Source organism: Acinetobacter sp. DL27 (genome assembly GCF_055810995.1).
The window spans coordinates 1,808,796-1,827,257 of record NZ_CM147947.1; the positions used below are offsets into that span (position 1 = coordinate 1,808,796).

At 38.9% G+C, this 18,462-nt stretch carries 23 protein-coding genes and 3 pseudogenes; 19 read left to right on the forward strand and 7 right to left on the reverse strand.

From position 1 onward, the window contains the following. Positions 1-29 precede the first annotated feature (29 nt). Entirely contained in the window at positions 30-1,283 is a 1,254-nt protein-coding gene (locus AC0KVP_RS08745; protein WP_473336060.1) for a CaiB/BaiF CoA transferase family protein, read from the forward strand. Between the two features lie 172 nt (positions 1,284-1,455). Then, positions 1,456-1,590 (forward strand): annotated as a pseudogene (locus AC0KVP_RS08750) (efflux RND transporter permease subunit); the annotation flags it as partial. A 17-nt stretch (positions 1,591-1,607) separates the two neighbouring features. Here AC0KVP_RS08750 and AC0KVP_RS08755 read toward each other — a convergent pair. Continuing rightward, a pseudogene (locus tag AC0KVP_RS08755) lies at positions 1,608-1,805 on the reverse strand (IS3 family transposase); the annotation flags it as partial. A 426-nt stretch (positions 1,806-2,231) separates the two neighbouring features. On the opposite strand from AC0KVP_RS08755, the gene AC0KVP_RS08760 reads away from it, so the two are divergent. Continuing rightward, the gene (locus AC0KVP_RS08760; RefSeq protein ID WP_473336062.1) at positions 2,232-3,563 is read left to right on the forward strand and encodes a type II toxin-antitoxin system HipA family toxin; all 1,332 of its coding nucleotides are present in this window, start codon (positions 2,232-2,234) and stop codon (positions 3,561-3,563) included. Further along, positions 3,548-3,871: a helix-turn-helix domain-containing protein gene (locus AC0KVP_RS08765; protein WP_473336064.1), complete on the forward strand. Its 324-nt coding sequence runs from the start codon at positions 3,548-3,550 to the stop codon at positions 3,869-3,871. Before AC0KVP_RS08760 ends, AC0KVP_RS08765 begins: the two co-directional genes overlap by 16 nt. A 190-nt stretch (positions 3,872-4,061) precedes the next feature. Here the strand turns inward: AC0KVP_RS08765 and AC0KVP_RS08770 are convergent, their stop codons facing one another. Together AC0KVP_RS08770 and AC0KVP_RS08775 are read right to left on the reverse strand one after the other, a co-directional pair. After that, positions 4,062-4,511, reverse strand: a complete 450-nt coding sequence (locus AC0KVP_RS08770; protein ID WP_224469242.1) for a hypothetical protein — start codon at positions 4,509-4,511, stop codon at positions 4,062-4,064. Beyond that, on the reverse strand, positions 4,511-4,708 hold the full coding sequence (locus AC0KVP_RS08775; protein WP_058869613.1) for a hypothetical protein: 198 nt from the start codon (positions 4,706-4,708) through the stop codon (positions 4,511-4,513). Before AC0KVP_RS08775 ends, AC0KVP_RS08770 begins: the two co-directional genes overlap by 1 nt. Before the next feature lie 115 nt (positions 4,709-4,823). On the opposite strand from AC0KVP_RS08775, the gene AC0KVP_RS08780 reads away from it, so the two are divergent. Both AC0KVP_RS08780 and AC0KVP_RS08785 read left to right on the forward strand, forming a co-directional pair. After that, entirely contained in the window at positions 4,824-5,069 is a 246-nt protein-coding gene (locus AC0KVP_RS08780) for a hypothetical protein (RefSeq protein ID WP_473336067.1), read from the forward strand. 325 nt (positions 5,070-5,394) lie between these two features. Continuing rightward, complete coding sequence (locus AC0KVP_RS08785) at positions 5,395-5,556, forward strand: hypothetical protein (protein WP_279693984.1); 162 nt, start codon at positions 5,395-5,397, stop codon at positions 5,554-5,556. Positions 5,557-5,843: 287 nt separating this feature from the next. On the opposite strand, the pseudogene AC0KVP_RS08790 reads toward AC0KVP_RS08785, so the two are convergent. Both AC0KVP_RS08790 and AC0KVP_RS08795 read right to left on the reverse strand, forming a co-directional pair. After that, positions 5,844-6,294: pseudogene (locus tag AC0KVP_RS08790) on the reverse strand (hypothetical protein). Continuing rightward, entirely contained in the window at positions 6,294-6,491 is a 198-nt protein-coding gene (locus tag AC0KVP_RS08795) for a hypothetical protein (protein ID WP_058869613.1), read from the reverse strand. Before AC0KVP_RS08795 ends, AC0KVP_RS08790 begins: the two are co-directional and overlap by 1 nt. A gap of 115 nt (positions 6,492-6,606) precedes the next feature. On the opposite strand from AC0KVP_RS08795, the gene AC0KVP_RS08800 reads away from it, so the two are divergent. From AC0KVP_RS08800 to AC0KVP_RS08850, 11 genes are all read left to right on the forward strand, one after another. Continuing rightward, the gene (locus AC0KVP_RS08800; RefSeq protein ID WP_473336067.1) at positions 6,607-6,852 is read left to right on the forward strand and encodes a hypothetical protein; all 246 of its coding nucleotides are present in this window, start codon (positions 6,607-6,609) and stop codon (positions 6,850-6,852) included. A gap of 325 nt (positions 6,853-7,177) precedes the next feature. Continuing rightward, positions 7,178-7,510, forward strand: a complete 333-nt coding sequence (locus AC0KVP_RS08805; protein WP_473336069.1) for a hypothetical protein — start codon at positions 7,178-7,180, stop codon at positions 7,508-7,510. Between the two features lie 21 nt (positions 7,511-7,531). Further along, positions 7,532-8,554, forward strand: a complete 1,023-nt coding sequence (locus AC0KVP_RS08810) for a replication initiation factor domain-containing protein (protein WP_473336071.1) — start codon at positions 7,532-7,534, stop codon at positions 8,552-8,554. Further along, positions 8,544-8,843, forward strand: a complete 300-nt coding sequence (locus tag AC0KVP_RS08815; RefSeq protein ID WP_473336073.1) for a hypothetical protein — start codon at positions 8,544-8,546, stop codon at positions 8,841-8,843. The genes AC0KVP_RS08810 and AC0KVP_RS08815 overlap by 11 nt, the downstream gene beginning before the upstream one ends. Before the next feature lie 12 nt (positions 8,844-8,855). After that, complete coding sequence (locus AC0KVP_RS08820) at positions 8,856-9,044, forward strand: hypothetical protein (RefSeq protein ID WP_473336075.1); 189 nt, start codon at positions 8,856-8,858, stop codon at positions 9,042-9,044. 17 nt (positions 9,045-9,061) lie between these two features. Then, entirely contained in the window at positions 9,062-9,328 is a 267-nt protein-coding gene (locus AC0KVP_RS08825) for a major capsid protein (RefSeq protein WP_473336078.1), read from the forward strand. A gap of 292 nt (positions 9,329-9,620) precedes the next feature. After that, positions 9,621-10,694, forward strand: coding sequence for a virulence factor TspB C-terminal domain-related protein (locus tag AC0KVP_RS08830; protein WP_473336080.1), 1,074 nt, complete (start codon positions 9,621-9,623; stop codon positions 10,692-10,694). After that, positions 10,687-10,968, forward strand: a complete 282-nt coding sequence (locus AC0KVP_RS08835) for a DUF2523 family protein (RefSeq protein ID WP_473336082.1) — start codon at positions 10,687-10,689, stop codon at positions 10,966-10,968. The genes AC0KVP_RS08830 and AC0KVP_RS08835 overlap by 8 nt, the downstream gene beginning before the upstream one ends. A 46-nt stretch (positions 10,969-11,014) precedes the next feature. Beyond that, on the forward strand, positions 11,015-12,127 hold the full coding sequence (locus AC0KVP_RS08840) for a zonular occludens toxin domain-containing protein (RefSeq protein ID WP_473336085.1): 1,113 nt from the start codon (positions 11,015-11,017) through the stop codon (positions 12,125-12,127). Then, the gene (locus AC0KVP_RS08845) at positions 12,090-12,473 is read left to right on the forward strand and encodes a hypothetical protein (protein ID WP_473336088.1); all 384 of its coding nucleotides are present in this window, start codon (positions 12,090-12,092) and stop codon (positions 12,471-12,473) included. Before AC0KVP_RS08840 ends, AC0KVP_RS08845 begins: the two co-directional genes overlap by 38 nt. Positions 12,474-12,729: 256 nt before the next feature. Then, complete coding sequence (locus AC0KVP_RS08850; protein ID WP_473336090.1) at positions 12,730-12,945, forward strand: hypothetical protein; 216 nt, start codon at positions 12,730-12,732, stop codon at positions 12,943-12,945. Positions 12,946-13,821: 876 nt separating this feature from the next. Here AC0KVP_RS08850 and AC0KVP_RS08855 read toward each other — a convergent pair. Continuing rightward, positions 13,822-14,913 carry a transcriptional regulator gene (locus AC0KVP_RS08855; RefSeq protein ID WP_279687945.1) on the reverse strand — a complete coding sequence of 364 codons (1,092 nt, stop codon included), beginning with the start codon at positions 14,911-14,913 and terminating at the stop codon, positions 13,822-13,824. A gap of 233 nt (positions 14,914-15,146) precedes the next feature. Then, the gene (gene lipA / locus AC0KVP_RS08860; protein ID WP_411370709.1) at positions 15,147-16,121 is read right to left on the reverse strand and encodes a lipoyl synthase; all 975 of its coding nucleotides are present in this window, start codon (positions 16,119-16,121) and stop codon (positions 15,147-15,149) included. A gap of 342 nt (positions 16,122-16,463) precedes the next feature. Between lipA and AC0KVP_RS08865 the strand changes: the two genes are divergently transcribed. Together AC0KVP_RS08865 and AC0KVP_RS08870 are read left to right on the forward strand one after the other, a co-directional pair. Continuing rightward, complete coding sequence (locus tag AC0KVP_RS08865; RefSeq protein ID WP_010326708.1) at positions 16,464-17,426, forward strand: thiamine pyrophosphate-dependent dehydrogenase E1 component subunit alpha; 963 nt, start codon at positions 16,464-16,466, stop codon at positions 17,424-17,426. Positions 17,427-17,441: 15 nt separating this feature from the next. Beyond that, complete coding sequence (locus AC0KVP_RS08870) at positions 17,442-18,461, forward strand: alpha-ketoacid dehydrogenase subunit beta (RefSeq protein WP_004979604.1); 1,020 nt, start codon at positions 17,442-17,444, stop codon at positions 18,459-18,461. The last annotated feature ends 1 nt before the right edge of the window (position 18,462 follow it).

The window sequence follows — 18,462 nt, forward strand, 5'->3', positions numbered from 1 at the left end:
GCTTTCTCTGCTGGCTTTTGGAGTAGAACATGGGTGCATTACAAGGAATACGGGTACTGGATTTAAGCCGCGTACTGGCAGGTCCATGGTGCGGACAGATTTTGGCAGATCTAGGTGCTGAAGTGATTAAAATTGAACGTCCAAAAGTGGGAGATGACACCCGTATGTGGGGACCACCGTGGATGCTGGATAATCAGGGTGCTGCCACCCGTGAATCGGGCTATTACCAGTGTACCAACCGCAACAAATATTCAGTTGCTATCGATATTGCAACTGAACAAGGGCAGGAACTGATTCGTGAAATTGCTAAAACTGCCGATGTAGTGATTGAAAACTATAAAGCAGGCTCATTGGAAAAATACGGTTTAGATTATGCATCTTTAAATCAGCTTAATCCGAACTTGGTCTATTGCTCGATTACCGGATTCGGTCAAACTGGACCGCGTGCAGAAGAGTTGGGGTATGACTTTATTATTCAAGGTATGTCCGGATTAATGAGTATTACAGGTGAAAAAGATGAGTTACCCGGTGGCGGTGCACAAAAAGTCGGTGTAGCTGTGGTCGATATTCAAACGGGGCTGTATGCAACCGTTGCCATTCAGGCGGCTTTACTGGCTCGCCAACACACTGGTTGTGGGCAATATATCGATTTATCCTTATTAGACGTACAGGTGGCTACACTGGCCAATCAGGGCATGAATTATTTAACTTCTGGTGTTGCTCCAAAGCGCATGGGGAATAATCATCCGAATATTGTTCCCTATCAGACATTTAGAGCCAAGGATAAAGAATTTATTATCGCTTGTGGCAATGATAAGCAGTTTAAAGATTTGTGCATTGCCATTGAGCTTCCTAAATTATTAGAAGATAAAAAGTTCCAACATAATCAGGATCGGGTTAAGCATCGTGATGAATTGATTCCATTGCTGTCAGAGTACTTCTTGACTAAAAATGCACAAGATTGGGTAGCGGCAATTCATGCAGTAAAAGTGCCGGTCGGGGTGATTAACTCGATAGAAGATGCACTGCATGAACCACAAATTCAGTCTCGGAATATGGTGGTGGATGTTGCACATCCGTTGAATGATCAATTTAAAATGATTGGTTCACCGATAAAGTTATCCAATACGCCGGTTGAATATAAGCATGCTGCGCCACAGTTGGGTGAACATACGCTAAAGATTTTATTACAGTATAAAACCCGAGAAGAACTCGCTTCTTTACAAGCTAAAGGTATTATTGATAGCTCAATAAATATTTTAAATGACGGTTCGGTTGCTTGAATGTGTATCCAATAGATAAATGTACCCATTAAATTTGGGCTGCTCCAAGTATCCTGACATGAGGCAGCCAGATGTTGAAGTTGCTTCAAAGGCTTCAATTTTAGAGAAGTCTATACCGATGAAGCATTGATTTAAGTAAATAACAGTAATGGAGCAATTAACAGAGGAAATGGGTTATGTGTGGACTGGACAATCGTTACAAGAAAAGCAGTCATAAGCCCAAGCTAGTTTCTTATTGGCATTGTCAATGTTGGTCGTACTTTTAGTCTTTACTGCTTTTTATGAAACTTGGTCGATTCCATTATCTGAATAGCCACCAAAAAATTAGACACACAGAGCCGGATTGAAATAGGATTTTTCATACTCTAATGGAGAACGTTGACCATTAGAACCATGTCTGCGTTTTGAATTGTAGAACATCTCAATATATTCAAAGATATCCGTCCTCGCTTCAGACCTAGTTGTGTAAATTTTCTTTTTAATTCGTTCCCGCTTTAATAACTGGAAGAAACTTTCTGCGACATTAACTGCTTCAATTTTGAATTCTTCAGGATATCTTTTACTGCTCATAAGCACCTCGTTTATTAGTCATTTTATCTAACTTCAAGGTGTCTATAAAATTGGTAACTATTCAGTTCATTCACAATTGAAGCCAAGAATGGTTACTTCACAGAATAGCTCGCCAGCAACGTGGCTTCATTTTTCATCTGGAATCGCACTCGTATAAACCATTACCAGATCAAGTCTACTATTAGAGATCTTAAGGCACATGTTTTGTTTACTGTCTGATGTGGACGAGCTCTATATTTGTAGTATTGGAAGAAGCTGCAGTTATTGATCGAGCAAATATTTGCTCATTTAATTTAAATTACCATGAGAATGCGCAAATATATTCTCATTTTTTTTATTTTATGATATTTTTGAGAAAATATTTGCTCACTTCTATCTATGGAAAAATTAACGATCCAAGCTCTTCTCGGTACAGAATGGCTAGATATAGCAGAACTCAAGGTATTAGAACCACATAAAGGTTCTGCAAGTGCGAGTGAGTTATCCTACGAATTAGAATATGCCATTTCTTATCTAGATAAGAGAGATGAACATGCCTGTAGCTTAGCACTTCCTGTTCAGATTCTTATTCAACATGAATCGAAAGTCTGGTTTAGTTTTTTAGATGATATTGTTCCATCTGGTGCTGCTCGACGTTATTTAGTGCAATATCTAGGTCTGCAAAAACTTTCACTAGCAGAACAAGATTTTACTTTATTAGAAAAAGGCACAATTGCTCCTGTAGGGAATCTAAGAGTTAAGGAATCAGTTCCACCAATAAATCTAGAATCAACATTACACTTACGCAAGTTCACTACTGATGATGTTACAGAACGAAATATTGATTTTCTCGAATACGCACAACAAATGGGTGCAATTAGTGGCGGTGCAACTGGTGCAGGAGGTGAGGCTCCAAAACTACTAATTCGCGTGTCAAAGGATCAGCAAGTTTGGATTGATACCTATCAAAATTCTTTTGATGAACCAGATCAGCATTATCTAGTTAAATTCCCTCGAAATAAGCGTAGTGCAATAGATTGCGACATATTGAGAGCAGAATATCATTTTTATCTTGTCCTGAATGAACTTGGATTTACAACAATTGAAACTTCTCAGATGAAGCTGATTGAAGGTCAGAAATACCCTTCGTTATGGCTGCCGAGATTTGACACAGAGTGGCGTAATCAACAATGGCATCGACTCGGGCTTGAGTCGGTTTATTCAGTATTGAATAAAGCATCAGGGAGCCATTTGAATCATTTTGAAGTCATAGACGCGCTTTGTACTTTATTAAAATCGGTGGACAAAAACTTTGATTCTTCGCAGTTCGTTTGTGAGTGGTTACAAAGGGATCTGCTTAATATCATTTTTGGTAACTCAGATAATCACGGTCGTAATACGTCTTTCTTAAAAAAATCAGGACGAATATTTCTTGCTCCAATTTACGACTTTGCCCCAATGAAAGCCGATCCAGAAGTTGTAACGAGATCAACAACATGGGGAAGTCCGTATGAAGAAGGAGGGGAATACCGCTGGGAAAGTATTAGCCGAAATCTTGCACATTGGTGTGAACCACAAATATCTTTAAGTACATTGAAAACATTGGCGAGCAAACTTCTTGGTCTCAAACAGCAATTAATCAATAGAGGTGTTCCCCAAACGATTATAGATATGCCAGGTCTAGGATATGACTTTATTGAAGCCAAATTGAGTCGATGGGAACTATTATGAAAAAGGAAAATCAGCCACTTGACCGTCAGCAATTGCTCATTGATTTATATACGCAATATTTATTCGGTAAAATTACCTTGGGGCAACTGCTGAGCCACTTGCGCAAAAATGTATTGGGGCTATCTCAAGAAAAATATGCAGCAATTGTCGGAATCAGTCGGCGTACTTTAACAGACATTGAACAGGATAAAGGTCAACTGACTCAGGTCGTGTTAGATAAGGTGTTTAAACCACTTGGCTTAAAAGCCGGCCTCGTACCGACACATGAGCATATCGTTCACAAGATTATTCAGCCATCTAGTGATTAAAAACTTAAGATTGAAGCTATTTTTATCATCACATCAATAGGCTGCGCGCGTAGATTTCGGCATAACGTATATTATGTTCATTAGCGTACTCGGCATCGTGAATATAATTTTACTGGGATTCACGATGTCGAGCTGTAGCAACAACTGTGTTGTGTAGGCTACAGTCTTGGATATGCTATTTAACATAATCCTACGTTATGCGACATTCGGCTCTGAGCTTTGCTTTATCTTCTAAAATTGCTTCGCTAGATAAAATTGCTTTGTATAGAAACACTGGTGTTCCTTCTTCGGCATCTTCTACTTTTAGCTGCTTTGTTCCATCTCGATATTCAAATATAGCAACAGGGTAGTTGTCCCGATCTGCTATATAAAAACGTCTGTCTTTTACAATCAGTTTATGGTCTTCAAATTGGTGTTGAAGCAATCTCATGAATTTACTTTCGTTTGGCGAAAGTAAATTTAGTTGTCTGATTCTGTCCGCATCATTGTGATAGCGGATTTTTTCGCGCTGCCTTTCATTGTAGTTCAGGTACACATTTCTTGTTTTTTGTGGGGTCTCTTTTGGTTTTTCTTGCCTAGAATCCCTAAGCAAATAACCAACAATAAATCCCAGAATAAGACAAAAGATTGCTAATCCCATTATTCGTCTTTCCCTAGAATCTTTCGGCGATATTCCAACACTTCGTCTTCAGTCAGATTTTTTAAGTGATGGTAAATGAGCGCATTCAATACATCGGTGTTTTGTATTTCCAATCTGAGCTTGTATTTAATTTCCCATTTAGCATTCTCAATTTTGTCTGCTAAATCTTCCTGAACTCTAATCTGTACTGAAGCCATGTCTGCCCCACTGTCATACCGTGTCAATGAGGCATTATTATATAACCTGTTGCATTGACACAGTGTTTCATGGTAACTTTCGCTAAATTATGTTTCCCTGTGTCAGGGTGTCAATATGCTAATAACTTTTAATAATCCTCAAGACTTCACCCAAGCAGCATTTAACAGGGTGGCAGAGCTTGTTTCTCAACATGGCCAATGTGCATTAGATAACTTTGTACCTGCTTTCTCCACAGAGCAGTGTTTAGAGCACTTGGCATTTGTTGCGTCTGAAATGGCTTATGACTATTCGCTGATTGATGTTCATGCAGATTTATACAAAAAAACAAACGCTGAATTAAAAGAAATGGGGGATTGCTAGATGGATCATATTCTCGCAGGTTTATTTATCCTCGGGTTTTTTGGATTTATCTGCTTTCTGATTATTGCAGTTGTTTTTTATGACGGGCCAGCAAGATGAAAATTCAAAGCATCGTTCTAGGATCTGTTGATGTTGAGTGCCCAAAGTGCTTCTCAAGATTTCATCACCAGTATTTGCCATTTCATATGTCTAAGTGTGAGGGCTGATTCATGTTTGAGCCTCAAGATCAAATACCTTGGTACGTTTGGATTTTCGTAGCTTTCATCTTTGTGTCTTATGTCTATTTTGTTCACCGTCTTACTAATTATTATGGGGTACAGCTCTAATGACTAATAAAACTAATCAGAAAAAACCTGTACAAAAAACAACCCAAACCCGTAAAAACACGGTGGAAAGCCCTAAATCTGCACAATTCTTCTCAGCAGAATCTAGTCGCCTGACTGATTTTTCTACCCCCGTTTATAACATGCGGGTTACGATTGACTAAATTTGAATCACAATAGGGCTTTTATAGGCATTTTATTACACAGCTGGTTAATCCAGCGGAGTTTTCCCTGGCTAACACTAATTACATAAAACAATAACTTAGTATTTTTAGATAAAAAACCTGATTGGCAAAATATATCAAGCTCACGGATTTCGGCATAACGTATATTATGTTCATTAGCGTACTCGGCATCGTGAATATAATTTTACTGAGATTCACGATGTCGAGCTGTAGCACCAACTGAAGTTGCGTAGGCTACAGTCTTGGATATGCTATTTAACATAATCCTACGTTATGCGACATTCGGCTCTGAGCTTTGCTTTATCTTCTAAAATTGCTTCGCTAGATAAAATTGCTTTGTATAGAAACACTGGTGTTCCTTCTTCGGCATCTTCTACTTTTAGCTGCTTTGTTCCATCTCGATATTCAAATATAGCAACAGGGTAGTTGTCCCGATCTGCTATATAAAAACGTCTGTCTTTTACAATCAGTTTATGGTCTTCAAATTAGTGTTGAAGCAATCTCATGAATTTACTTTCGTTTGGCGAAAGTAAATTTAGTTGTCTGATTCTGTCCGCATCATTGTGATAGCGGATTTTTTCGCGCTGCCTTTCCATTGTAGTTCAGGTACACATTTCTTGTTTTTTGTGGGGTCTCTTTTGGTTTTTCTTGCCTAGAATCCCTAAGCAAATAACCAACAATAAATCCCAGAATAAGACAAAAGATTGCTAATCCCATTATTCGTCTTTCCCTAGAATCTTTCGGCGATATTCCAACACTTCGTCTTCAGTCAGATTTTTTAAGTGATGGTAAATGAGCGCATTCAATACATCGGTGTTTTGTATTTCCAATCTGAGCTTGTATTTAATTTCCCATTTAGCATTCTCAATTTTGTCTGCTAAATCTTCCTGAACTCTAATCTGTACTGAAGCCATGTCTGTCCCACTGTCATACCGTGTCAATGAGGCATTATTATATAACCTGTTGCATTGACACAGTGTTTCATGGTAACTTTCGCTAAATTATGTTTCCCTGTGTCAGGGTGTCAATATGCTAATAACTTTTAATAATCCTCAAGACTTCACCCAAGCAGCATTTAACAGGGTGGCAGAGCTTGTTTCTCAACATGGCCAATGTGCATTAGATAACTTTGTACCTGCTTTCTCCACAGAGCAGTGTTTAGAGCACTTGGCATTTGTTGCGTCTGAAATGGCTTATGACTATTCGCTGATTGATGTTCATGCAGATTTATACAAAAAAACAAACGCTGAATTAAAAGAAATGGGGGATTGCTAGATGGATCATATTCTCGCAGGTTTATTTATCCTCGGGTTTTTTGGATTTATCTGCTTTCTGATTATTGCAGTTGTTTTTTATGACGGGCCAGCAAGATGAAAATTCAAAGCATCGTTCTAGGATCTGTTGATGTTGAGTGCCCAAAGTGCTTCTCAAGATTTCATCACCAGTATTTGCCATTTCATATGTCTAAGTGTGAGGGCTGATTCATGTTTGAGCCTCAAGATCAAATACCTTGGTACGTTTGGATTTTCGTAGCTTTCATCTTTGTGTCTTATGTCTATTTTGTTCACCGTCTTACTAATTATTATGGGGTACAGCTCTAATGACTAATAAAACTAATCAGAAAAAACCTGTACAAAAAACAACCCAAACCCGTAAAAACACGGTGGAAAGCCCTAAATCTGCACAATTCTTCTCAGCAGAATCTAGTCGCCTGACTGATTTTTCTACCCCCGTTTATAATATGGGGGTTACGACATTGGATTCTCGTCTCCAATACGATGAATTCACCTTTCCTCGTCGCCTAGACAATTTGAAAATGGTTCTCACGGAGAAAGGGAATGTTCCAGTTTTACATTCTGTACCATGTGATGAATATGGGATTGCATCGCACGATTGGGTTACTTTTGGATTTTGTCAGTCAACTTTAGGATAAGAATATTACTCACTTGATCCTATGACCGCTGATTCAGAGCTAACCTACGGAATAGAAACGTTTTTAGATCACCATTTGCATGAAATATTCGGCTTCGGTCTTGGTGAAAAACGTCAAAACGGTATGCATAACTACAAGTTTGCATACGAATTACAAGACAAAATGGGCATGGTTTTATACGGTCATAGCTCTCGTCGTATCTCAATTCAAATCAATGGTACTGGGTGTGCTCTAGCCCGCAAAGGTTGGGAAGTCCGTTTATATCAATACCTGACCTCTTACCAAAAATTCTATGATCCTCAAACGGGTTTCTTAAGAGAAACTGGCCCACGTGAACCTAAATTAACCCGTGTAGACCTTGCCTATGATGACTTTGAGGGGCAATACATCACTGTAGATCAGGCAGATGAATGGGATGATGTAGGCGGATTTTGGTGTGGTGGTCGTCAACCTAAAATTGAAAAGATTGGCCCTTGGAAACGTCCAAACGGTAAAGGCCGTACCTTTGCTGTCGGTGATCGTACCAGTGGAAAATATTGCCGTTTCTATGAACGCGGTAAAAAAGAGGGTAGTCCTTTAAGCCCTTGGGTACGTGCTGAAGTCGAATTTAAGTCTAAAGACCGCTATATCCCGCTTGATATTTTGCTCTCACCGTCACAGTACTTTTTAGGCGCTTACCCTTGCTTTGAGTGGCTTGCCAAGCAACTAGAAAAAGATTTTTGCACCCCTGAAAAGACAAAAGTTGTTAAAAAACAGTCTGAAATTAGTTGGGATAAAGCAATCGACGTTCTTAAAGTGCAATTCGGAAAATACATCCGTCAATTTGCCAAAGTGGTCGAACCTCAAGAATTAATCACCATGATTTCATCAGATAAAGATGAAGTCCCAAAACGTCTCAAGTTTTCACACGCTGCTGTCATGCAGTCAATTCGTTTAAATCAACACTTTGAAACTAAACCAACATCACTGGAAGAGATGCCGCTTTTTGTCGGTAAACCACTGGTGAACATGTCTGCTTATAAGGAATTTGTCCATGCAATATGAATCACAAATCATCGTATTAGGTGCTAAAGCGTCAAAAGGCGAATTTAACGGTCGTCCTTTCGATTCGACCAAAGTCTTTGCACAAGCTGAGTTACAGCGAGGTGAAAACTTTGCTGGGTTTGTCTCTACGGAATACACGTGGGGCACATCGTTCAACTTTGAACGTATTAAAGGGCTTGATTTCCCATTTTCAGCAAAAGCAAAGATGCAAGTTGTATCGAATGGTAAGAGTTCGACAACCGTTATGCTTGACCTAGTCCCTGAAAAAACATTGCCTAAACAATCTTAAGGAATTCAAGCAATGCATGTCTGTAAAACACTTACCACTGCAAATGAACAAGGTTTACAGACATGCCTTGAATGGGTCGAGTATTCACACCCTTTAGCTATTACAAAAGCTGAAATGGTGCAAATAGGAGGCTCTTTACTAGCAGTCGCTGCGGTTTTCATTGCGTACGCAATTATTGCCAAAGCGGTGAACTCACTCTAACCAATGGGGATATTACCATGGAAAAAAATGTAATCGATTTAGTACAAAAAAAGCCATCACTTTGGCAACGTACTAAAACATATGCAAAACAAGCTCTAGGTCTTGCAACTGCAACTGTAGTTGTAACTCATGCATCTGCTGCTTCTTCAATTGATGCTACAGGTTTGACTGGTGAAATTGATGGCGGTAAAGCAACCATCATTGCTCTATTCGGTACCGCATTAGTGATTTTAGGTATCTTTGCGGGTTGGCGTTACCTAAAACGTGGTGCAAATTCAGCTTAATTTACACTTACAAATAAGCCCCCTAAGTGGGGCTTACTTCATAGGGGTATACACAATGGAAGAAGCCAGTATTTTAAATTGGATTCCAATTTTGATTCTCTTGGGGGCAGCATGGTTAGTTATTCGAAGTTTTTAAAAGTCTTACTATCGTTTTCTATTGCACTGTCTCCAGTGATGTTTATTAATTCTGCGAATGCATCCACTTTGGCAGGCGGATCGGGATGGCGTGTTACATCGACTATCACAAATGGTATCGGAGTTACAGTAAACGGTGCTAAAGATGTTTTGATCAATGGCGCAAAAAAAAACTGTTACTGGTGTGGCGAATGTAACGCCTACCGCTGGTCAAGTTGGAAAATTCATTGGGAAAAATGTAGGTACTGCTGCTGTTATTGGAGCAATGGATTTACTGCTCGATGGTGTTGATTGGGTCATTGATGAAGGTGGTAAGGTCACAAAGCATCCTACGGACGATGGTACTGTTTATCCATCGCATCAATATGTTTTTCAGGTTTCTGGTTCAGTTCAGAGATCCACTCCCGAAGCTGCATGCCTTGCTACAACTATGCCAGATTGGGCGGGTCGTGCTTATTATGATTCTTCTTTTGGGGATTATGGACATTGTCGTGCTACGAATTTTTATAACGGGTGGTCTATTAATCGTGTAAATAACTCTACTTATAATCCATCAGCTCCACTTCCTCCAACAGTTCCAGTTTATGATAAGGAAGGTAAACCTTTAACTTTAACCTCTCTTGGTCAAATGGTAATAGATCAAGCTGAAACAGAAGTCAAAACAGGTAATCCTGCTGTTCCAATTGCAACACCAGTAACGCAAGCTGCTGCTGCTGCCGTAGTTGGTGAAGCTGCAAAAGATGAACCTCAAGCACGTCCGATCGTTGCTGAATTAGATAAATCTGCTGCTATCCCAACTGATGAAACTGCGGTAGGTGAAATTGCTCCTCCAACGACTAATCCTGATACTGGAGAAGTCAAGCCAGGCTCTATTTCATTAGACTTTCCAGTGTTCTGTTCATGGGCACCGTCTATGTGTGTTTTAGCAGATAAGGTTCAGGAAGCAATTACAGATGCTCGCGAATGGGTAAAAGAATCAGAAGAAACAGATACAGAGCTAGAATTTCCAGAACAAGAACAACAAGAAACAGATACAAATATTAGTTTTAATAATTCCTGCCCTGCAAAAATTACACTTGTAAATTTCAACTATCACGGTAATCAACAAAATTGGGAAGTTGATTTTCAAGATTGGTGTGATTCTGTTACGACCTATATCAGACCGATTGTTATATCAATGGGTGCACTTTCTGCTGTTCTGATTGTGAGTGGAGTGCGTATTAATGAGTAGTCTTTCTACGCTTCTTTCTAGCCTACAAAAAGGTTTCTTAAAAAATGTCCTCACTGGTGGGGGTGTCACACTGTCAACAGCGGGTATTACTTTAACTGCTTTAAATACAGCGATAGATCAGTTTAAAAGTTCACTTGGAGACATGGCTACAACCTTGGTTCAGTTTGCTGGCCTTGCTGGTTTTGACGTTGCTTTTAGTTTGGTGTTAGGCGCTATTACAGCTCGTTATGTCCAAAATTCATCAAAACTTTTCTTATCAAAAGCGACTCGGTGACGGAGCGAGGAGCTTCGACGAGCGACGGAACAAAGGAGCGTAAAAAATGCTGAACTGTGTTACTGGTGTACCGGGTGCATCCAAAACCGCCTATGTTGTTACCCAATTATTGAATGTTGAACGAAAAAACAAAGTCAATTTAAAAAAGAATATTGTTGTATTCGAGCATAACAAAGCATGTTTTGATAAATTTAAAGATGACTTTTCATATTATGAATATGAAACTGGTTCAGGTCATGAATTAAAAAAACATCTTGAGGTTTTACCCCCTGAATATTTCTATATCTTGGGTCAGGATTATGATGATTTACGTCCAGATGATTATTATCTTCGTTCTGTTCGATACAATGAAATTATTGAACGTATCCGTGATCGCGGTGAATCTGAGAGTTTTGAGTTTTTTCAGCCTGTTAGAACCATCTATTCCAACATTAAAGCCTTAAAAATTGACTATGTGCGTAATTTAGTCATTGATTGGCGAGCTTGTCCTGATGGCTCAATTATCGCCATTGATGAAGTTCAATTAGTCCCGCCATACAATGAGAACAAAAATAAGAATGATGACATTGTTCAGGAATTGACAATTCACCGTCATAGAGGCTTTGATTTTTGGTTCATTACCCAAAGTCCGAGTTATTTGCATCCTACGATTAAAGAATTAATTAGCTGTCATTTGCATATCACACGTCCTTACTGGCGAACTCCAAAAGTTTATCAATTTGGTTCATTGCGTGCATATCCAAATACGTTAGTGAATAAACTGAATTGCGAATCTAAGTTTTCTTTTAAGCCTGCTGATTCTATATTTAAGCTATATAAATCAACATCAATTGATACCAGTAAAAAACGTACACCCAAAGGTTTAATTGGCTTTGCACTATTCATCATGTTTGGTGTTTTTGTTTTCGGCTATGGTGCTTCGGGTGGTCCAGGTTTTTTAGGACATTTCTTCGGTTCAGACGAAAAGGACGTTAAAACGCAAACGTCCAATCATCAAGATGTAAACAAACAAGCTTCAAATCTAAACGCTACTCAAACAAATTTAGATCAAGATTGTCGTAAAGCAGTCAATGTTGAAAAGCCTGAATGTGTCCAGTGGTTCAAAAAGCGTAAATCCATCTGTGCAAACTGTTTCATACAATCCGAGCAGTCCTTATGACGATTTAAGCCAAAATTTGACCTATGAGATAACGTCAAAGCCTGTATTTTCAGGATGTGCCAAATTTGATGGTAAGTATTACGGATATACGGAACAAGGTACAAAGCTACCTGTTTCAAAATCTGATTGTGTAAAGCTCATTGAGGATGGTGATCGTCCTTACAACTATTTCAAAACAGAACAATCATATGAACAAGTTAAACAAGATTCTCCAGCTCCTGAACAACATATTCAGGCTAATCAGCAACCTGAGACGATTCCTGAAGTAGATGCACAAATCAAAGCTGAACCAATCCCTTTAAATGTCAAACAGCCTAATGCGATTACTGGAGCGCATTCGCTATGAGAAAACATGATGCTCATGTAAGAGAATATTTGTGGCGAATGCGATTAAAGAGCCGTTATCCATGGCCTATAGATGCTGTTTTCGTTTTTATATTCTTTATCTTTGTTATGGGGATTTACCTTGGATATTCCTATGCATTTTATGCAGATCGATTATTTACCTGCATTAAATGATTTAGGTAATTAAAATTTAAAAACCTTCTTTCCCTGATTACAGGCTCCCATTTAAACTTGATCGGTAGGGGTAGAGCGTCCGTATGGCGCGAACTGATATGACAAATAGACATATGTACGGCACTGTTTTCTACAATAGAAATAAAGGTGTTTTACGCAAAGAAGACTATATTTTTATGCGTGAATGCCTAGAAAAGCATTTAGAAAACATGCAGTTATCAGATTTTGACTATTCACAGCAAATTTATGATTTAAAACAGCTTTTTATTAAGTTAGATCATACAATAAACAGGCTGTAATGCCGAACTAGCGGCTTATAACATGCGGGTTACGATTGACTAAATTTGAATCACAATAGGGCTTTTATAGGCATTTTATTACACAGCTGGTTAATCCAGCGGAGTTTTCCCTGGCTAACACTAATTACATAAAAACAATAACTTAGTATTTTTAGATAAAAAACCTGATTGGCAAAATATATCAAGCTCACGGATTTCGGCATAACGTATATTATGTTCATTAGCGTACTCGGCATCGTGAATATAATTTTACTGAGATTCACGATGTCGAGCTGTAGCACCAACTGAAGTTGCGTAGGCTACAGTCTTGGATATGCTATTTAACTTATGTTCACCTATAATATAGTTCACAATTAAATTTATGTTTAATAAACAACAAATTTAATTACTTAGAGTACTAAAGTTATAACTTGTAAAATATTTGGTTCATGAACCTAGCTATGAATAGATATTTTCCTACTAAAAAGGTCTTAAGAATAGACTAAATTTGTCTAGAAGAGTGGGGGCTATTCACACCTCATTGAAACCCCTTTAAGAAAGGGGATGCCGATCCTCTATATCACCAACGGTGGATGAAGCTTGTCAGCATTCTTAAATATTTATCGTCACCATCACGGCATAGACGTGCGCTTATGGTAAGTCACACTTACATAACTTAGACTTAGAAGATTTGGTGGCTTTAACTATTAAAGCTGTAGTAATGGCATGGGTACACCATCCAGCGACAAACTGGGTGTCAAAGCTAGGTAAGTGAATTACTAGACTTCACTGTAGTTAGTTCTCAATTTTAAATTTTATTAAAGGAAGTATGAAAGTCATACTTCCTTTTCAATCTTCTACACAATAAAACTTTAGAGTTGAAGCCAAAAATAATATTTAAATTAGGTTTGAAAAATAATTACGGTGGGCGCTATCTTGTGGTAAGAGTTCTAATAAGCGTTGTATTGCATCAATTCGATCATGTGTTTGCCCAATAATTCGTAATAATTGATCGATATCCTTTATTTGATAGATCAACTGGCTTAAACGGGCATCAAAACAATGTCTCCATGTGCTGAGTAATGGGCTTTCTGATTTAGATAAAAAGCTACCTTTATATAGCGAGAATGTACTGGATATAAGATTTGCATTTAATGATTGTTCAGCACGTAAAAAATCACATTGAACTTCACAGCTAAGCCTATAAATGCGAGCCTCAATTGAATGGGGTAATAAGCTACGAAGTTGTGAAAGCTCAGCCTTTAGGGTTTTTAGGCTGACACTACGCTCACCATAAAGGGCATAGTGTAACTCTTCTAAACAAATGCCATGGGGATACAAAGCTAAAATGCATAGTATTTCAATTTGACGGTGAGTCAAGTTCAATGTATGCCCATTAAATTGAACCCAAGGCGAGCCTAGTGCCTTAATGTATAAAAAATTTTGCTGTTCAAGTTTTATGGCGCGTTGTATTAAATCTGCACAGCGTTCAACTGCAAGCAGCCCTAAAGGCGTATGTTTTTTATATTTTGTGGAAAGGTTAATAATGCCATGAAATTGACCTGATGCTGGATCCCAGATCGGTGCGGCATAACAAACCCAATCACGAACACTGTCCATTTGGTTTTCATGAGAATAGACGCAACTTGAAATTTGGCTGTTCAAGGTCATACCAATCGCATTGGTTCCAACTGCCTGTGTAGACCAATGTCCGCCCTCAATAAAATGTACCTGTTCAGCAGAAGAAAGCATGGCTGAACTACTCCATGTCCATAAGAGAGTCCCGTGATGATCTGTAAGACCAATCGCCATATCTGAATCATCCGCTATTTTGAGTAAGTCAGCATAATTATGCTGAATAGAGCGGCGGAATAAAGACGTTTGATCTTCTTGAGGCAATGCTAAAACAGGGGCAGCATGTACAGTAGTTTGATTAATTAAATGCGTCGTTTGCAGCTGTTTTGCAGATGCGGTATTGAACAGGTTCATATCATATTCCTTTATGATGAGACTGTAATATTTTTAAACTTTAGAAATGAGCTTCAAAATTTATGGTCATTTACGTCATTTCTTCTTGCTTCGATTTTAAATGCTTTTTTCTTTGCTTGGTTAAATTAGATCTTTTGGCTTTACCAGTCCTTGAGCTACTTTAAAAGTGTTCTTATGAGCTGAAAATGACTATTTCCATCTGAAATGTTAATAAACGTAAATAGGATGAAAAGTCATTCGCTCATGTAAGGGTTAGGCACAGCTTCACCATGATACTGACGGTCTGCAAAATAACTTGATCGTACTAATGGCGCACTCCAAATATTTTTAAACGCTAAGCGCTCTCCATGTGTTTGATAATGCTTAAACTCTTGCAACGTAACAAAACGATGAATTGGCGCATGAGATTTAGATGGCTGTAAGTATTGACCGATTGTGACATAGTCTACTTGATAATCTTTCAAATCATTTAATAAGACAATAACCTCAGCCTCGACTTCTCCTAAACCGACCATCAAACCACATTTCGTTGGAATTTCAGAACAGTAGTGTTTAAATTTTTTGAGTAAATCCAATGAGTGCTTATAGTCAGCGCCTGGTCGCATGGCTTTATACAGACGTGGAACGGTTTCAATATTATGATTAAAAACATCGGGTGGGTTTTGGCTCAGAATCTTCAGGGCAATATCTGCACGACCACGAAAATCAGGAACTAAAATTTCTATCAGAGTCTCTGGACTGGTTTGACGAATTTCTCGAATGCAATCTGCAAAATGCTGTGCACCACCATCTTTTAAGTCGTCTCGATCAACAGAAGTAATCACGACATACTTTAAGTTTAGATTCTTGACTGTTTCAGCCAGATGCTTTGGCTCATTAGGATCTAGGATATTAGGACGACCATGTGCGACATCACAGAATGGGCAGCGTCGAGTACAAATATCTCCCATGATCATAAACGTTGCAGTCCCTCCGCTAAAGCATTGTGGCAAATTGGGGCAGGCCGCTTCTTCACAAACCGTATGTAGTTTCTGTTGTCGTAATAAGTCCTTAATGATTTGAACTTCCTCAGGTTGACTAATTTTAGTCCGAATCCATTCTGGCTTTTTCGGTGTTGTTTCCGTTGGAACAACTTTAATTGGAATACGCGCCATTTTTTCAGCGCCACGTAGCTTCTTTCCAGTTAATACTGTGTTATTTAAATCCATTACAAACACTCCATCGTTTAAAATAATTAATATAGATCCCGATATTAAATAAGCTCTTTTAGGTGCTTTAATAAAATTAAAACAGTGCAAAAAACTTATCATATAAAATAAAGGTTGGTTAAAGGTTTGTTTTCATATGTGATTGAACTACTGTAAAATTTTTAAAAATTTTTTAAGTTCTCAACCTTCTGTTTTTAATATTTTTCTCATCTTTTTATGCATTATTTTTTTTTAGTCTAATATGAAATTAAATAAAAATATATTTATATAAATATACGGTTTAAAAATTCAACCATTAATTTTTGGATTTTCTTTTAAGCGTAGTTAATAAGGAACAAAGATATGCAATTAACGGAAGAGCAATTGCTAGCAGCATACAAAAGAATGCGCGACATTCGTGAATTTGAGGATCGACTTCACGATGAAAATAATACAGGTGATATTCCCGGTTTCATCCATTTATATAGCGGCGAGGAAGCTGTTGCCGTAGGGATCTGTGAAAATTTAACAGACAAGGACTTCATTACATCAACGCATCGTGGTCATGGACATTGTATTGCCAAGGGCTGTGACATTCATGCCATGATGTTAGAAATTTTTGGCAAAGATGATGGTTTGTGTCGTGGTAAAGGCGGCTCAATGCACATTGCGGACTTAGATAAAGGCATGCTCGGTGCAAACGGTATTGTGGGTGGTGGTCCACCTTTGGCTATTGGGGCAGCTTTAAGTGCTAAAACACTGAAAAATGGTGGGATTGGTCTATCTTTTACCGGTGATGGCGGATCAAATCAGGGCTTAACTTTTGAAGCCATTAATATGGCTGTCGTGTTAAAGCTCCCTGTCATTTTTGTTTTTGAAAACAACGGTTTTGGTGAAGGCACTGCACACGACTATGCCGTAGGCAGTAAAGACATTGCAGGCCGAGCAGCAGGTTTTGGCTTACCCGCTGAAAAAGTAGATGGAACAGACTTTTTTGCTGTGTATGAAGTTGCACAAAAAGCCATTGAACGTGCCCGCTGTGGTGAAGGTCCGAGTGTGATTGAAACGGTAACAAACCGTTTTTATGGACATTTTGAAGGTGATCCGGGGCTTATCCGTTCCAAAGAAGAACTGGATTATGTCAAAGAACATAAAGACCCATTGAAAATATTCCGTGAAAAAATCAAAGGCAAAATTGACGAAGCCAAGCTAGATGCGATTGATGCCCAGTCTAAAGCCAATGTAGACGATGCCGTTGCAAAAGCACGTGCAGCTAAGTACCCAGAAGTCTCTCAGTTACTTACTGATGTTTATGTCTCTTACTAAAGGAATAGTAGAAAAATGCCAAATAAAAGTTATCGAAACGCAATTAAAGAAGCAATTGAATTAGAAATGCGCCGAGACCCAAGTGTCATTGTGGTTGGTGAAGATGTTCGTGGTGGGCATGGTGGCAAAAATACCGATGACAATAAACTGGAAGGTTTTGGCGGTGTGCTTGGCGTGACCAAAGGCTTATGGACTGAATTTGGTTCTGAGCGAGTCATTGATACTCCAATTACAGAATCTGCGATTATTGGTATGGCGGCAGGTGCTGCTGCAACGGGTTTAAGACCTGTGGCAGATTTAATGTTCATGGATTTTTACGGCGTGTGTTATGACATGCTGTATAACCAAGCGGCTAAATTCCGCTATATGTTTGGTGGCAAAGCCAAAGCGCCACTCGTTGTACGTGGCATGATTGGTGCAGGTTTTTCTGCAGCAGCACAGCATTCTCAGTCGCCATATAACGTATTTGCCTCAGTGCCTGGTTTAAAAGTGGTGGTGCCTTCGAGCGCCTATGATGTGAAAGGGTTGTTGATTCAAGCCATTCGAGATGATGACCCAGTAGTCTTTTGTGAACACAAGTTGTTATATGACATTAAGGGCGAAGTACCAGATGAGGCCTACACCATTCCTTTTGGTGTCGCAAATTACACCCGTGAAGGCACAGATATCACCATTATTGCTTTAAGCCTGATGGTGCATCGTGCTAATGAAGTTGCTGACAAGCTCGCAAAAGAAGGCATTTCGGTTGAAGTAGTTGACCCTCGAACTATTTCTCCATTAGACGAAGATGGCATTTTAGAGTCCGTGGCTTCAACAGGTCGCGTAGTGATTGTAGATGAATCTGCAGCGCGTTGCGGTTTCGGGCATGATGTAGCTGCACTCATTGCCCAGAAAGGCTTTCATTATCTTAAAGCACCAATCGAGTTAGTCACTCCACCACACTCACCCGTACCATTTTCGCCAGTATTAGAAAAAGAATGGCTACCCAGTGTAGAACGCATCGAACAGGCTGTACGTAAGACGTTGGAGGCTTAGG